Source organism: Muriicola sp. E247 (assembly GCF_041358175.1).
GTDB lineage: Bacteria > Bacteroidota > Bacteroidia > Flavobacteriales > Flavobacteriaceae > Muriicola.
On record NZ_JBGKBE010000001.1, the window covers coordinates 543,192 to 558,576 of the forward strand.

At 43.3% G+C, this 15,385-nt stretch carries 13 protein-coding genes; 6 read left to right on the forward strand and 7 right to left on the reverse strand.

Features of this window, described 5'->3' with window-relative positions; all coding sequences use genetic code 11:
- The first annotated feature begins 9 nt into the window (after positions 1–9).
- The 4 genes from ACA086_RS02430 (at position 10) to ACA086_RS02445 (ending at position 3,385) form a co-directional block, all read left to right on the forward strand.
- The gene (locus ACA086_RS02430) at positions 10–711 is read left to right on the forward strand and encodes a CoA transferase subunit A (RefSeq protein WP_371001727.1); all 702 of its coding nucleotides are present in this window, start codon (positions 10–12) and stop codon (positions 709–711) included.
- The gene (locus ACA086_RS02435) at positions 711–1,364 is read left to right on the forward strand and encodes a 3-oxoacid CoA-transferase subunit B (protein ID WP_371001728.1); all 654 of its coding nucleotides are present in this window, start codon (positions 711–713) and stop codon (positions 1,362–1,364) included. Before ACA086_RS02430 ends, ACA086_RS02435 begins: the two co-directional genes overlap by 1 nt.
- A gap of 327 nt (positions 1,365–1,691) precedes the next feature.
- Positions 1,692–2,216 carry a GNAT family N-acetyltransferase gene (locus ACA086_RS02440; protein ID WP_371001730.1) on the forward strand — a complete coding sequence of 175 codons (525 nt, stop codon included), beginning with the start codon at positions 1,692–1,694 and terminating at the stop codon, positions 2,214–2,216.
- Positions 2,217–2,233: 17 nt separating this feature from the next.
- On the forward strand, positions 2,234–3,385 hold the full coding sequence (locus ACA086_RS02445) for a serine hydrolase domain-containing protein (protein WP_371001732.1): 1,152 nt from the start codon (positions 2,234–2,236) through the stop codon (positions 3,383–3,385).
- On the opposite strand, the gene ACA086_RS02450 is transcribed toward ACA086_RS02445, so the two are convergent.
- The 5 genes from ACA086_RS02450 to ACA086_RS02470 form a co-directional block, all read right to left on the reverse strand.
- The gene (locus tag ACA086_RS02450) at positions 3,386–4,534 is read right to left on the reverse strand and encodes a methionine aminotransferase (RefSeq protein WP_371001733.1); all 1,149 of its coding nucleotides are present in this window, start codon (positions 4,532–4,534) and stop codon (positions 3,386–3,388) included. It lies immediately after the preceding gene.
- Positions 4,535–4,635: 101 nt separating this feature from the next.
- Positions 4,636–5,382: a succinate dehydrogenase/fumarate reductase iron-sulfur subunit gene (locus ACA086_RS02455; RefSeq protein ID WP_371001734.1), complete on the reverse strand. Its 747-nt coding sequence runs from the start codon at positions 5,380–5,382 to the stop codon at positions 4,636–4,638.
- 6 nt (positions 5,383–5,388) lie between these two features.
- Positions 5,389–7,392 (reverse strand): fumarate reductase/succinate dehydrogenase flavoprotein subunit, encoded by a 2,004-nt coding sequence (locus tag ACA086_RS02460; RefSeq protein WP_371001735.1) that lies wholly within the window; start codon positions 7,390–7,392, stop codon positions 5,389–5,391.
- A 3-nt stretch (positions 7,393–7,395) separates the two neighbouring features.
- Positions 7,396–8,064: a succinate dehydrogenase cytochrome b subunit gene (locus tag ACA086_RS02465; RefSeq protein ID WP_371001736.1), complete on the reverse strand. Its 669-nt coding sequence runs from the start codon at positions 8,062–8,064 to the stop codon at positions 7,396–7,398.
- Positions 8,065–8,246: 182 nt separating this feature from the next.
- Positions 8,247–11,096: a glycosyl hydrolase gene (locus ACA086_RS02470; RefSeq protein WP_371001737.1), complete on the reverse strand. Its 2,850-nt coding sequence runs from the start codon at positions 11,094–11,096 to the stop codon at positions 8,247–8,249.
- A gap of 109 nt (positions 11,097–11,205) precedes the next feature.
- On the opposite strand from ACA086_RS02470, the gene ACA086_RS02475 reads away from it, so the two are divergent.
- Positions 11,206–12,504, forward strand: a complete 1,299-nt coding sequence (locus ACA086_RS02475; protein WP_371001738.1) for an aminopeptidase P family protein — start codon at positions 11,206–11,208, stop codon at positions 12,502–12,504.
- Between the two features lie 23 nt (positions 12,505–12,527).
- Here the strand turns inward: ACA086_RS02475 and ACA086_RS02480 are convergent, their stop codons facing one another.
- The gene (locus tag ACA086_RS02480; RefSeq protein WP_371001739.1) at positions 12,528–13,805 is read right to left on the reverse strand and encodes a branched-chain amino acid transport system II carrier protein; all 1,278 of its coding nucleotides are present in this window, start codon (positions 13,803–13,805) and stop codon (positions 12,528–12,530) included.
- Between the two features lie 299 nt (positions 13,806–14,104).
- Here ACA086_RS02480 and ACA086_RS02485 point away from each other — a divergent pair, with 299 nt between their 5' ends.
- Complete coding sequence (locus ACA086_RS02485; RefSeq protein WP_371001740.1) at positions 14,105–14,281, forward strand: hypothetical protein; 177 nt, start codon at positions 14,105–14,107, stop codon at positions 14,279–14,281.
- Between the two features lie 6 nt (positions 14,282–14,287).
- Here the strand turns inward: ACA086_RS02485 and thiL are convergent, their stop codons facing one another.
- A complete protein-coding gene (gene thiL / locus ACA086_RS02490; protein ID WP_371001741.1) occupies positions 14,288–15,331 on the reverse strand; it encodes a thiamine-phosphate kinase in 1,044 nt (347 codons plus the stop codon).
- Positions 15,332–15,385: the final 54 nt, after the last annotated feature.

The following is a 15,385-nucleotide window of genomic DNA, read 5'->3' on the forward strand; positions in this document are numbered from 1 at the left end:
GTATATTATATGATTCCGAAAATAGTTAAGAGTCCGGAAGAAGCCCTCGAAGGGGTGAAGGACGGGATGACTTTAATGCTAGGTGGATTTGGCCTGTGCGGCATACCCGAAAACGCAATCGCTGAGTTGGTACGTATAGGGGTAAAGGATCTGACGTGTATCAGTAATAATGCGGGAGTTGATGATTTCGGGCTGGGGTTATTACTTCAAAAACACCAGATAAAAAAAATGATCTCCTCCTACGTTGGGGAAAACGATGAATTTGAAAGGCAAATGCTTAGCGGGGAACTCGAGGTTGAGTTAACCCCACAGGGTACATTGGCAGAAAAATGCAGGGCAGCACAGGCAGGATTTCCTGCGATCTACACTCCAGCAGGCTATGGAACTGAAGTGGCAGAAGGAAAGGAAACAAGGGAGTTCAATGGAAAAATGTATGTCCTGGAATACGCTTATCAGGCCGATTTTGCTTTTGTAAAAGCATGGAAGGGTGATGAAGCAGGGAACCTGATTTTTAAAGGTACCGCCAGAAATTTTAATCCCAATATGTGTGGTGCCGCAAAAATCACCGTAGCGGAGGTGGAAGAATTGCTTCCGGCAGGAGCACTAAATCCGAATGAGATTCATATCCCTGGTATTTTTGTGCAAAGGATTTTCCAGGGAGAAAAATACGAGAAGCGAATAGAACAAAGAACTGTTAGACCAAGAAGCTGATGCTCGACAAGAATGGAATAGCCAAAAGAATCGCCAGAGAGGTAAAGGATGGTTACTATGTTAATCTCGGGATAGGAATCCCTACCCTGGTGGCAAATTTTGTGAGAAGCGACATCAATGTAGAATTCCAGAGCGAAAATGGAGTATTAGGAATGGGTCCTTTCCCCTTTGAGGGAGAGGAAGATGCAGATATCATCAATGCGGGGAAACAAACCATTACCACCCTTCCTGGTGCGTCATTTTTTGATTCAGCACTAAGTTTTGGTATGATCAGAGGCAGACATGTTGACCTTACAATCCTGGGCGCCATGGAAGTCGCCGAAAACGGAGACATCGCTAACTGGAAGATACCCGGTAAAATGGTGAAGGGAATGGGAGGTGCGATGGATCTCGTGGCTTCCGCTGAAAATATTATCGTGGCCATGATGCATACAAACAAGGCCGGAGAATCGAAATTGCTTAAACGATGTACACTCCCTCTTACCGGGGTAGGCTGCGTTAAAAAGATAGTGACCAATCTTGCTGTCCTGGAAGTAGTTTCCGATGGTTTTAAATTGATAGAAAGGGCACCCGGGGTGTCGGTTGAGGATATCAAAAATGCCACTGAAGGTAATCTTCTTGTTAAGGGAGATATACCCGAAATGGATGTGTAGCTTTCTTGTTTTTAGGTTTTCACAACTTTTATACGAAGTTTAACAACAATTATTGCCGGTTTTGTTCGTTCTATTATTATTTTAGAAGCCTTTTGAAAATGAAAGCCCCCAAACCTAATCGTAAACCTAAAATCTATGGACACTCAGACAAATCAGGCTCCCTCCGAAGAGAGGAATCAAGTCTACAGAAATGATTTCTACCATGGTATTTTACAGTTAGCCAAAAAGCTATTTATGTTATAATACCTTCTATCGTAGAATAAGAAAGGAGTAAAATCAACGATTTTACTCCTTTTTTTATTAGCTTTCTCCTCTTTACTATCGGATATGGATATTCTCATAAAGCCTTGTTCTGATACAGATTTGGACAGACTGTTTTGGATCTCGAGACAAACTTTTAAAACGGCCTTTGAAGCTCAAAACAATCCTGAGGATTTTGAACATTATATCTCAACTGCATTTTCGAGAGAGCAGTTAACCAGCGAATTAGCCGACCCCCATTGTAACTTTAATTTTGTTTTTGTAGAGAATTCCCTGGCGGGCTATTTTAAGCTCAATAAAGAAAAAGCACAAACGGATTTGTTCGATGCCAGGGCCATTGAACTGGAGCGTATCTATGTGTTGGCCCAATTCCAAAACATGGGAATAGGAAAAATGATTATCGAAGAAGTAGTAAAAATAGTCCGGGATGCAGGAAAAGAATATCTATGGCTGGGGGTTTGGGAAGAGAACACTAGGGCCATTAAATTCTATGAAAGCATTGGGTTTGTGAAATTTGGAAGGCATCCCTATTACATTGGAAAAGACAAACAGATGGATTGGCTCATGAAGTTAGAATTAGCTACCTTGTAAATAAGACCGATACTCTTATGAAAAACTTTTTCTACACCTGCTTAGTTCTCAGTTTTATCACCTCCTTATCTGCCCAGCAAACCATGTATTTTCCCGAGAGGAATACAACATGGGAATCGAGACCCGCTAAAGATTTCAAGATCGATGAATCTTCTCTTAGTCGGGCCGTACAGTTCGCAAAAGACAATGAGTATTCTGGATCAAGAGATCTTCGAATCGCGATTCTTAAAGGGTTCGAAAGGGAACCATTTCACCAAATTATGGGCCCGACAAAAAAACGTGGTGGACCTGCAGGAATCATCCTTAAAAACGGTTATTTAATTGCATCCTGGGGGGATGTAAAAAGAGTGGATATGACCTTTAGTGTGACCAAAAGTTTCTTGTCAACCGTAGCTGGAATAGCCGAAGATCACGGTCTTATCAGAGATGTCTCAGACCAGGTTTCCAAATATATCTGGGACGGGTCTTTTGATGGAGACCACAATTCTAAAATTACCTGGGAGCATTTGCTGCAACAAAATTCAGACTGGACAGGAAGCTTATGGGGTGGAAAGGATTGGGCAGACCGTCCTCCGAGAGAAGGGGGATTAGACGATTGGAAATTCAGAAAACTGAACGAACCGGGAACGGTCATGGAATACAATGATGTTCGCGTAAACCTTTTGGCATACAGCCTTACTCATGTTTGGCGTAGATCGCTGCCTGCTGTGCTTAAAGAGAACATAATGGACAAGATAGGAGCCAGTACCACCTGGAGGTGGTTTGGATATGAAAACGCCTGGACTGAGGTCGATGGAGTACAGGTAAAATCAGTTACCGGAGGTGGTCATTCCGGGGGAGGAATCTTTATCAATACGGAAGATATGGCTCGGTTTGGGCTGTTATTTCTCAATAAGGGCCAATGGAAAGAAGAAAGACTCATCAGTGAATCCTGGATAGGAAAAGCCACATCCCCTTCTATACCCAACCCAAGTTACGGATTTCTCTGGTGGTTAAATACTGCTGGGGATCGACAATGGGAAGGTTGGTCTGAAAATTTGTACTACGCTGCCGGGTTTGGAGGAAATTTTATCGTTATAGACCAGGAACACGACCTGATAGTGGTCACCAGATGGCTTGAACCAGGAAAAATTGGAGAGTTTATGTCTTTACTGAAAAAGGCGCTTTAATCAGATCTTGTTTATGATCTCTGCTGCCTTCATAAGTGTATCATCCGTCTTAGCGAAACAGAATCGCAATTGTTTCTGATCAAGTTGATCTACGTTAAATACGGAGATCGGAATACTGGCAATACCTTTTTCACTGATCAATCGGCTGGCAAATTCCACATCTTTTTCATCAGAAATTGCGGAGTAATCAACCAATTGGAAGTAGGTTCCCTTGGCGGGGGAGAAAGAAAATCTGGAGGGGGCTATCGCTTTGATAAAAAGATCCCTTTTTTGCTGAAGAAACGAAGCGAGATGTAGATAATTTGAAGCATCGGCAAGATAGGTTGCCAGAGCTTTTTGAATCGGATGATTAATTGCGTAGACATTGTATTCATGGACCTTACGAAATTCCTTCATCAAGGGCTCAGGAGCTGCGCAATATCCCATTTTCCAACCAGTTACATGAAAGGTTTTTCCAAAAGAAGCCATGACAAAGGTTCTTTCCGACAGATTGGGATATTTTGATGCGCTTTGGTGTTGTTCCTCATCAAAAACCATATGTTCGTAAACCTCATCACTAAGCACCAGGATGTCGGTATCTTTAAGACTGACCTCGAGTTCCTTCATATCGCTGGCTGAGAGAATAGAACCCGTCGGATTATGAGGGGTATTGATAATTACAAGTCGGGTTTTTGAAGTTATACAAGCCCTGAACTCATCCCAGTCGATTTTAAATTCCTTGCCTTTCATCTGAACAAATACCGGTACGCCTCCATTTATGGCTATTGCAGGTTCATAGCAATCGTATGCAGGCTTAAAGACAATTACTTCGTCTCCTTTGTGAACCACCGCAGTGATAGCCGTAAAAATTCCTTGTGTTGCGCCTGCAACCATGGTAAGTTCCTTGTCAGGGTGATAATGCTTTCCATAAAGCCGGGAAATTTTTTCATTTATCACTTGCCTGAGGGAATAGATCCCTTCCATTGGCGCGTATTGGTTATAGCCCTGCCTCATGGCCACTTCCACCAGATCGATTAGTTTCGGATCAACAGGAAAATTCGGAAAGCCCTGCGATAGGTTAAGGGCTTTGTGCTCACGTGCCAATTTGCCGATAACGGTAAAGATTGATGAAGTAGCCTGGGGTAATTTGGAGCGAATAGATTTTGCCAATGCTGAGGGATTAATGGTCTACTAAATGTAGTAAATGTGAGGGGTATTAAATAAAAAAACCCCGACTAATAAGGTCGGGGTTCTATTTTTATGCTTCTCCTCTAGCCTTTAACGGAGGCACTGAGGTATTCACGATTCATCCTTGCGATATTTTCCAGGGAGATTCCTTTAGGACATTCCACCTCACAAGCACCTGTATTAGTGCAATTCCCAAATCCTTCGAGGTCCATCTGTTTAACCATATTCATCACCCTGTCTGCGGCTTCAACCCTTCCCTGCGGGAGTAGGGCAAACTGAGAAACTTTGGCTGAGGTAAACAACATAGCGCTGGCGTTTTTACATGCAGCAACACATGCACCGCATCCGATACAGGTGGCGGCGTAAAACGAATCATCCGCATTTTCTTTTTCTATAGGAATGGCATTTGCATCTACGGTATTTCCTGAAGTGTTAACGGAAATATATCCTCCGGCTTGTTGAATACGGTCGAAGGCCGTCCGGTCTACAATAAGGTCCTTTATTACCGGAAATGCCTTTGCCCGGAAAGGTTCGATCGTTATAGTATCTCTATCCTTAAAACTTCTCATGTGCAGTTGACAAACCGTAATAAGGGTATCCGGCCCATGAGGACGTCCGTTGATCTGCAGTGAACAAGTTCCGCATATTCCTTCGCGGCAATCGTGATCAAACTCTACAGGTTCTTCTCCTTTGGTGATTAAATCTTCATTGAGAATATCGAGCATTTCTAAAAAGGACATATCGCCCTCTATGCCGTCCATAGTATAGTTGACCATTTGGCCCTTGGAGGAAGCGTCTTTCTGACGCCATATCTTCAAATATATTTTCATAGCTTTTTATTTGTAAGAACGTGTCTTTAATTCAATATTTTCATACACCAGCTCCTCTTTATGAAGCTTGGCATCTTTTGGCTCGCCTTTGTATTCCCATGCAGCGACGTATTTGTAATTTTCATCATCACGCAGAGCTTCGCCTTCCGGAGTCTGATATTCTTCCCTGAAGTGTCCACCGCATGATTCATTGCGTTCCAGGGCATCTTTGGCAAATAACTCTCCTATCTCAAGGAAATCTGCTACACGTCCGGCTTTCTCCAATTCCTGGTTTTTGGAATTCACATCGCCGGTAATTTTGACATTTTCCCAAAAATCTTTTCGCAAAGCGGCAATCTCCTTGATGGCATCTTTCAGGTCTTTCGCATTCCTGCTCATGCCACATTTATCCCACATGATCTTCCCGAGCTTCTTGTGGTAATAATCTACCGTATGAAGCCCTTTTCCGGACATCAGTTTTTCAAGTCTGTCTTTTACTGCTTTTTCTACTTCATCAAATTCAGGCAGGTCAGTGGATATTTTGCCTGTTCTGATATCCTGTGATAAATAGTCTCCTATAGTATAAGGAAGGACAAAGTATCCATCAGCCAGACCTTGCATTAATGCTGATGCTCCCAGCCTGTTGGCACCGTGGTCACTAAAATTACTTTCCCCGATTGAATAACATCCCGGGATGGTGGTCTGAAGGTTGTAATCTACCCAAAGTCCGCCCATAGTGTAGTGCACTGCAGGGTAGATCATCATGGGAGTTTTGTATGGGTTTTGATCTACGATCTTTTCGTACATCTGGAATAAGTTCCCGTATTTAGATTCGATTACTTCTTCTCCCAAACGGCGGACAGTATCTGCATCCGGATCTTTGATCCCTGATGTATAGGCTTTTTCGGTACCGTACCTCGTAATGGCCGCCGAAAAGTCGAGATACACAGCTTCCCCCGTCTTGTTAACTCCAAAACCTGCATCGCAGCGTTCTTTTGCAGCTCTGGAGGCTACATCCCTGGGGACGAGGTTACCAAAGGCAGGGTATCTTCGTTCCAGATAATAATCTCTGTCTTCTTCTTTTAATTCGGTGGGCTTTAATTTCCCTTCCCTTATGGCTTTAGCGTCTTCTATTTTCTTTGGCACCCAGATTCGACCGTCATTTCTTAATGATTCTGACATCAGGGTGAGTTTAGACTGGTGATCTCCCGAAACCGGGATACACGTAGGATGGATCTGAGTAAAACAGGGATTGGCAAAAAATGCCCCGCGACGATGTGTTCTCCATGCGGCCATAACGTTGGCGCCCATACAATAAGTGGAGAGAAAGAATAGATTTCCATATCCTCCTGAGGCGATTACTACTGCATGCGCAGAGTGTCTTTCTATTTCGCCTGTGACGAGGTTCCTTGCAATAATACCCCTTGCCTTTCCATCAATAAGTACCAGATCGAGCATTTCATGTCGTGTAAACGAACGGATCTTGCCACGCTGTATTTGTCTGTTCATAGCGGCATAAGCCCCTAATAACAATTGCTGTCCGGTCTGACCCTTGGCGTAAAAAGTCCTGGAAACCAGCACCCCCCCAAATGAGCGGTTGTCTAGTAAACCACCGTATTCACGGGCGAAAGGGACTCCCTGGGCTACACACTGGTCTATGATATTGCTCGAAACTTCAGCGAGGCGGTATACATTTGCCTCCCTTGACCTGTAGTCTCCTCCTTTTATAGTATCGTAGAAAAGACGATAATCACTATCACCGTCACCCTGGTAATTTTTAGAGGCATTTATACCTCCCTGGGCTGCAATTGAATGAGCCCGCCGGGGTGAATCCTGATAACAGAATGTTTTTACGTTGTACCCAAGTTCGGCCAGGGTTGCTGCTGCTGACCCCCCCGCAAGACCTGTTCCTACAACGATAACATCGATGTTTCGTTTGTTGGCAGGGTTGACAAGATCAATCGTATTTTTATGATTAGTCCATTTTTCGGCCAGTGGCCCCTTTGGAACTTTAGAATCTAATATGCCCATATTTTAATGCGTTATTGGGTTTAAATGATGGTACAATGCAATAAAAGCAAATCCCAGAGGAATAGCTATTGCATAAACTTTGGTAAAGGCTGTGATCGATGGGGTGTATTTATTGTTGACTCCCATAGTCTGGAATGAAGAAGCAAAACCATGCCATAAGTGAAGGGAGAGAAGGGCGAAGGAAAGCACATATAGCGCTGTTCTCCAGAAAGGAGCAAACTTTTCTACAGTCTCTGCATAATACCTTGTAGGATCTTCAGGATTGACCTCAACGTATTTGTATGCCATTTCGTGAATCCAGAAATCGTAAAAGTGCAATCCCAGGAATGCGAGAACAACAGCTCCGGAGATAATCATATTTCTCGATACCCAGGGCGCGTTGGCACTGCCCTTGTATTGAACGTATTTAACTCCCCGTGCTCGGTTATTCTGAATCTCCAATACAAAGCCCATCACAAAGTGTATTACCACTCCCGCAATCAAAATGGGCTGCATCAGAAATTGTACTACAGGATTATATCCCATAAAATGAGAAAACTCATTAAAGGTCTCCGGAGAAATCACGGATGTAAAATTGATCGTAAAATGCAAGGCAAGGAATAAAACCAAAAAAATACCAGAAAGAGCCATAACAACTTTTCTGGCTATGGAAGACTTGATGAGTTTACTCATTATGTTAGTGATTTTGATTCACAAATTTACGGCAGGAGCCCCTGAATAGCAAACTTCACAGACAATACTTCCGATCCTGTCAACGATTTTTTCCCAATAAAAGAAGTTGTTGAAGGATGAAAGTCAAAAGAAGAGATATTCAGCCTTTTTCATTCAACAAAATCCTGAATATTTATTCAGAATCACTCCAGAACAATGGATCTTTTTTCTTCTTTACCATTGCCCTCTATGAGCAAATCATAGGTTCCTTTAGGTAAATATGTTTTGCCATCATCTGCTGTCTTTAATTCTACCTTGTATTTCTTCAGATATTCAGACTTCCCTTGTTTCGAAAATGCGACATCATAGGAGAGGATATTAAAGCCCTTGTCCGCTTCCAGGGTAAAAGCACTCACCTCAATTCCGTCTTGTGTCATGACCTTAGCTGAAAAAGGTCCTTTTTTTCTGGTGTAAAAAGCGATATCAATACCCGGTGTATTTGGTTCAGACCAGGAACTCCAGCTATTTCCCCATCGGGTAGAATGTTTTATCTCGGGAACATCAAAAACTACTAGGTCTTCAGACATTTTATCCGGACTCATCTCCTGTAGGACAGCTATATCAGCTTTATAAATACTTCTCCCGTGAGTTCCAATAATGAGGTGTTTAGCCTCAGGCTGGATAACCAGATCGTGTACGGCAACGTTAGGGATCCCATTTTGGAATACTTCCCAATTTTCCCCCTGATCCAGGGACACATAAAGACCGTTATCTGTGCCCACATATAACAATTGATCATTTGCAGGGTCTTCCAGGATTACATTTACCGGGGAAGCCGGCAGATTGGAAGCGATACTTTTCCATGTCTTCCCATAGTCTTCGCTTTTGTAAATAAAGGGTTCAAAATTATCCCAACGGTAACCGTTCAAGCTTGCGTAAACTCTTTCTTTTTTGTGTTTGGATGCAGCTACTCTGCTTACCCAGAGATCTTTCGGAAGGGTGTTCGAAATCAGATTCCAGCTGCCGCCGGCATTATCGCTCATATAGATCAAACCATCATCACTTCCTGTGTACAACAAACCAAATTTAAAGGGGGATTCGGAAATCGTTGTCAGGGTTCCGTAGGCCACATTCCCTTTCTTCCCACCTTGCGTTAAATCCCCAGAAATCGCCTCCCAGTCGTCACCCTGATTTAAAGAGCGGTGAAGTTTATTCCCCCCCAGATATAGGATATCCTGATTGTGTGGAGATAAGAGGATAGGAGTTTGCCAGTTAAATCGATAGGGTTTTTCATCTAGTTCATGTTTAGGCTGAACTTTATTCCTTTTTCCGCTGTCGAGATCGAGGCGGTAGTAGTTTCCAAACTGAAATCCTGTGTAAACAATATTGGAATTTCTATTGTCTATCTGTATCTGCATTCCGTCGCCCCCCATAATGGACGTCCAGGGATAATGCCCGCTCTGATGCCATCGGCTACTTTCTGAAGCATTGTGAGGGCCTTTCCAAACACCGTTATCCTGAAGTCCGCCATAGACATTGTAGGGCTTTTCATGATCGATGTTGATAGCGTAAAACTGACCCACTTCCGGACTGTTGTTTTTAATCCAATGAGCCCCGTCATCATAAGAAATGTTAACCCCTCCGTCATTCCCGTTGATCAGATGGCCCGGCCTCACCGGATTGATCCAGAGGGCGTGATGGTCGGCATGGACATTATCCCCATCGATGGCCTTATACGTTTTTCCGGCGTCTGAAGAAGCAATAAGCGGTACGCCAGCCAGATAAATCTTATCCGGATTGTTCCGATCAACCCTGATCTGGGCAAAATAATACCCGTAACTGTAGAATAGATCGTCTATAAAATCTTGGTTTTGTTTCTTCCAGGTTTTACCACCGTCATCACTGCGGTAAACTTCTGCACCTATCACCGGGGTGTCAAAAAGAAGTGAATTTGCATCTTCGAGATAGGTTGCAAGATCTTTTGGTTGCACTGCACCGTCTTCAACCATGGCTTTGACGTTCTCAGCCTTGTATTTTTCATGGAAGTTATTATCCTTTAAAAAATCATCAAGACGGGTATTTTTCAGTTTGAGAAAGGCCTCAACAGACATCGTTTTAAAATCATCTTTTGTTAAACCCTCATCGGATGTTTCATCCTTGTCAGACTTCGGACGTCTGTATTGATTATCGTGTACGGCATAAACGATGTTATTATCGAATACAGCCAGACCGATACGCCCCACTCCGTCCCCTGTGGGAAAACCACTGTTGGAAGTGGAGATCAATGTCCAGCTTTCCCCGGCATCTGTGCTTTTGTAAATTCCCGAACCAGGACCATTACCCGTAAAATTCCAGGCCTTCCGGTCTTTGTCCCAGGCTGCTGCAAATTGGACATTAAAGTCGTTTGGAGAAACAGCCAGGTCAATAATCCCTGTTTCAGAGTTAACATAAAGGGTTTTTTCCCAGCTCTTACCTCCATCCTTAGTTTTATAAACCCCTCGCTCCTCATTCGGAGAATACAGATGTCCTGTGACACCTACAACAACTTCATCAGGGTTGGAAGGATTAATATGTATCCGCCCGATATGGTGTGAATCTGCCAATCCCATTTGCTCCCAAGTAGCTCCTTTATCGGTGGATTTTAGCAAGCCTATTCCTGCATAGGATGACCGGGAACTATTATTTTCTCCTGTTCCCACCCAGATCACGCCACTTCTCCAGTCCACGGCAATATCTCCAATATTCTGGGTTGCACTCTGATCCATTATCGGGCTAAAAGAGGTACCGTTATTGGAAGTATGCCATAGTCCACCCGAGGCATAGGCCACATAGAATTCGGTAGGATCATTGGGATTTACATCAAGGTCTACCACACGGCCACTCATCACTGTCGGGCCAATATTTTTAAATGTGATATTCTTTACCAGGGAGGAAGCGGCCATTTGCTCTTTTTCTGCCAGGCCTTTCATTACTTTGGATGCTATGGTAGCATCAGTTTGTGCTGACAGGGAAAGACAAATCAATCCCAGAATCAGTGAACTTGTTACTTTCATATTATAGAGGTGTATTTTTTTGGAAGGTAAGAATTTGAATGAGTTATGACAAGCAGCTTCTGAAAGATATGCGGTTAAATAGTTACTTTTGGAAAAATACCTTCTACACATGAAATACGACCCAATAGACGCATCCCTTTTTGTCGAAAATCGAAAGAAATTTATGTCGAGGATGAAACCCAAAAGCATTGCGGTTTTCAATTCCAATGATATTTACCCTATTAGTGCAGATAGCACCATGCCTTTTGAGCAGCACCGTGATATTTTTTACCTCAGTGGGGTAGATCAGGAAGAGTCTATTCTCCTGCTTTTCCCGGATGCAATAAAGAAGGAAAACAGGGAAATTATATTCGTAAGGGAAACCAATGATCACATTGCAGTTTGGGAGGGAGAGAAACTTACCAAGGAGCAGGGCACTAAGGTGTCAGGAATAAAGAATGTGCAGTGGCTAAGTGCTTTTGACAAACTGTTTTTTGAATTGATGACAGAAGCTGAAACCATCTATTTCAATACCAATGAACACTACAGGCAGGCCGTTGAGACCCAGACACGTGAAGATCGATTTATTATCAGCTGTAAGGAAAAGTTCCCGGCCCATACGGTGGCCAAAAGCAATCCTATTTTACAGGAAATCAGAGCAGTAAAAGAGCCCCAGGAAGTAGCCCTGATGCAAAAGGCGTGTGATATTACCGAAAAAGGGTTCAGGAGAATTTTACGATTTACCCGCCCCGGAGTTTGGGAGTATGAAATGGAAGCGGAATTCCTGCACGAATTCATCAGAAACCGCTCTAAGGGATTTGCCTATACACCAATTATCGCGTCCGGGAACAACGCCAATGTACTTCACTATGTGGTAAATAACCAGCAATGTAAGGCCGGGGATCTGATCTTGCTCGATGTTGGTGCTGAATACGCTAATTACTCCAGCGACATGACGCGCACCATTCCTGTAAGCGGAAAATTCAGTAAAAGACAAAGGGAAGTATACGATGCGGTGCTTCGGGTAAAAAATGAGGCAACAAAAATGCTGGTTCCGGGTACCATGTGGGAGGAATATCACAAAGAAGTAGGCAAGATAATGACCTCGGAACTTCTCGGGCTGGCTCTCTTGGATAAGGCAGATGTAAAGAACGAAGACAAAGACTGGCCGGCCTACAAGAAATATTTTATGCATGGAACCAGCCATCACATCGGACTGGACACCCACGATTACGGACCACTGAAATCACCTATGAAGGCCAATAATGTCTTTACCGTAGAACCGGGGATCTACATTCCTGATGAAGGCTTTGGGATTCGGCTCGAGGATGATGTGGTCATACAGGAAAAAGGAGAGCCACTCAATTTAATGAAGAATATCCCTATTGAAGCGGAAGAGATCGAAGAACTGATGCAGGCGAACTCATAATCCAGATTTTAGTCAACAACTTACTATTGTTTGGCTTGGTAGACTTTCCACAAATTAGTTACAAGGAAAGCAATAAAAGCTGGTACTAACCAGCCTAATTGAGCGGAACTAAAAAGAATTAAATTGTTAACAGCACTTAGATCGTATCCGAGGTTGAGACTTTGTAAAAAATCAGGAATACTGAACAGCATGGTAATCCCTACAACACTTTTAAAAACGAGTTCGGATGTCCATTTTTCAGGCAGGACATTAAGGACGATCAGGACTATGGTGATAGGGTATATGAACATCAGGGCAGGAAGGGCCACATCGATAATATAGCCTACTTCAAGCCGACCCATAAGAACTCCCAGTAGGGAACCAATGATTACTGTAATCACATAGGCTTTCCGGGAATCGGCGAATCTCGACTTTACAAAATCGGCTGTGCCGGTGACAATTCCTACCGCAGTAGTGAAGCAGGCCAGCCCTACCAATACGGCAAAAATACCCTTCCCTGTATTTCCCAATGCAAAAAGACTTATTTGCTGTAGCAGGTCGGTTCTGCTAATGTCAGAAGGAAAGGAAGAATGCAGTAAACCGGCAGATAGCATCAATCCGGTGTAGACCAGAAACAATGTAATTCCAGCCAGCCAGCCAGCATTCGCAATAAGTCTTTTTTTCTGCTCGTAGCTTTGCTGGGTCTTCAGATTAATGGAGACTATGATCACCCCACCAACCACAACGGCCCCGATCGCATCAAATGTCTGATAGCCTTCAAGGATGGCATAACTCAGCGGACTTTGAATTGTGGACGTGCCGAAATCGAAAGGTTCGGTAAAAGTGACTATCCCGATGATAACCAGGAGTATGATGAGGATTGCCGGGGTCATCAATTTCCCAATGACATCCAGTATTTTATTCCTATTAAGGGCAAAGATCAGTACAAGAAAAAAATAGATAAAACTGGTTGAGAGCGGACTGATATCGAACAGGGGGGCGATGGCCATTTCATGTGTTACAGAAGCTGTTCTCGGAGATGGAAGGCTGATGGAAATGGCGTATACGACAAAGCAGTAGACAAGACTGAAACCGGGGGATACTTTTGTAGCAAAATCGAACATGGTCCCCTGTAACCTGGCATGAGCGCGAATACCGAGGATGGGAATAAATACCGCAGAAATCGCAAATCCCAGGGCTACAATCCACCAATCACCTCCTGCTTTAAATCCAAGTTGTGGAGGTAAGATCAGATTTCCAGCCCCAAAAAATAATGAGAAGAGGGCAAAAGCCGTAACCAAAAGCACTCTGTAATGGCGCATTGAAAAATTTTAAGTTGGAAAGATAGGAGAAAATGAGTGGGAGGCAAATTGAAAAAAACGTATAGTTCATAAGGAAAAGAAGACGTTCATCGAAAAAATAAGAAAAATATCGCCTTACACTCAATAAATACTCGGAAGTGAGCGTTCCTCTTTAAAAGTGTTAGTAATAACATTTTGATGAATGCTCAACCCATATAATTAATTTTTGCATTGCCCGGGTTCCCCCAACCTGACCATGCGCCCTAATAACCTACTTCATGAAAAAAATATTCTGCCAAATTTTTGGACACCACTACTCTGTGTCGAAAAAAGTCACCCAGCACATCAAGGAATACAAATGCGTACACTGCGGGAAAGAAGTAACCACTGATGTAAGTGGAAACCTTTCAGCTCTTACTCCCGAGTTACAGGATATAAACCATACGCTGGAGATCATATATCAAAAAAGACATGCAGGCGAACAGCAAGTAGCCTGAGCAACCCTAGCCAAAGGAATTCCAACCCTGGGCTTTTAAAGGGATGCTTTGTTCATTCCTGGTAATTAAGTGTGCGCCCCGATCTGCTTCTGTCATATGCCCCACGACAGTAAGATTGGGGTTGCCCTTTATTTTAGGAAAATCTTCCTGTTTTATTGTAAAGAGCAATTCATAATCTTCGCCCCCGCTCAGGGCCACCATAGTGCTATCCAATTTAAATTCTTCACAGGCTGATATTACCGTAGGGTCAAGCGGAATTTTATCTTCGTACAACATACATCCCACTTTGCTTTTTGAGCACAAATGCAGAATTTCTGAAGACAACCCATCGCTGATATCGATCATGGCAGTGGGTGTCACATCCAGTTCTTTTAAAAGAGAAACAATGTCTTTTCTGGCTTCGGGTTTTAGTTGTCTTTCTACGATGTAGCTATAAGGCTCAAGGTCGGGTTGATTGTTAGGATTCACCTTAAAAACCTCCTTTTCGCGCTGGAGGACCTGCAGACCCATATACGCACCGCCCAAGTCTCCTGTAACCACCAGTAAGTCATTTGGTTGGGCGCCATTTCTGTATACAGATTCATTTTCTTCTACCTGGCCTATGGCAGTTACTGATAGGTACAGCCCCCTATCAGAAGATGTGGTATCCCCACCTACAAGGTCAACCTGATACATTTCACAGGCCAACTGAATTCCCGAATAGAGTTCCTCCAAAGCTTCAAGTGGAAACCTGTTGGAAACAGCCATGGATACCGTGACCTGGGTGGGGATTCCATTCATGGCATAAATATCACTGAGGTTGACTACAACGGCTTTGTATCCCAGATGTTTAAGAGGCATATAGCTGAGGTCGAAATGGATTCCTTCTAGAAGCTGATCGGTGCTAACCAGGACATTTTTATCTTTAAATTTTAGTACGGCTGCGTCATCTCCAATCCCAAATTCAGTTGAAGGTTGTTTCAGGGTAAAAACCTGAGTCAGGTGATCAATCAGGCCAAATTCTCCCAGTTTTTCAAGGGGTGTTTTTTCCGAGTCTTTTGCTTCTAACATCCTGCAAAATTAAGGATGATCTCCCAGAAATTGTATCTTTACCTTAAAAATCTA

What these genes read in the sequence shown, in the direction of transcription:
- ACA086_RS02430 (WP_371001727.1), top strand. Translation starts at nt 10, where the DNA reads ATGATTCCGAAAATAGTTAAGAGTCCGGAAGAAGCCCTCGAAGGGGTG.
- ACA086_RS02435 (WP_371001728.1), top strand. Translation starts at nt 711, where the DNA reads ATGCTCGACAAGAATGGAATAGCCAAAAGAATCGCCAGAGAGGTAAAG.
- ACA086_RS02440 (WP_371001730.1), top strand. Translation starts at nt 1,692, where the DNA reads ATGGATATTCTCATAAAGCCTTGTTCTGATACAGATTTGGACAGACTG.
- ACA086_RS02445 (WP_371001732.1), top strand. Translation starts at nt 2,234, where the DNA reads ATGAAAAACTTTTTCTACACCTGCTTAGTTCTCAGTTTTATCACCTCC.
- ACA086_RS02455 (WP_371001734.1), bottom strand. Translation starts at nt 5,382, where the DNA reads ATGAAAATATATTTGAAGATATGGCGTCAGAAAGACGCTTCCTCCAAG.
- ACA086_RS02460 (WP_371001735.1), bottom strand. Translation starts at nt 7,392, where the DNA reads ATGGGCATATTAGATTCTAAAGTTCCAAAGGGGCCACTGGCCGAAAAA.
- ACA086_RS02465 (WP_371001736.1), bottom strand. Translation starts at nt 8,064, where the DNA reads ATGAGTAAACTCATCAAGTCTTCCATAGCCAGAAAAGTTGTTATGGCT.
- ACA086_RS02470 (WP_371001737.1), bottom strand. Translation starts at nt 11,096, where the DNA reads ATGAAAGTAACAAGTTCACTGATTCTGGGATTGATTTGTCTTTCCCTG.
- ACA086_RS02475 (WP_371001738.1), top strand. Translation starts at nt 11,206, where the DNA reads ATGAAATACGACCCAATAGACGCATCCCTTTTTGTCGAAAATCGAAAG.
- ACA086_RS02480 (WP_371001739.1), bottom strand. Translation starts at nt 13,805, where the DNA reads ATGCGCCATTACAGAGTGCTTTTGGTTACGGCTTTTGCCCTCTTCTCA.
- thiL (WP_371001741.1), bottom strand. Translation starts at nt 15,331, where the DNA reads ATGTTAGAAGCAAAAGACTCGGAAAAAACACCCCTTGAAAAACTGGGA.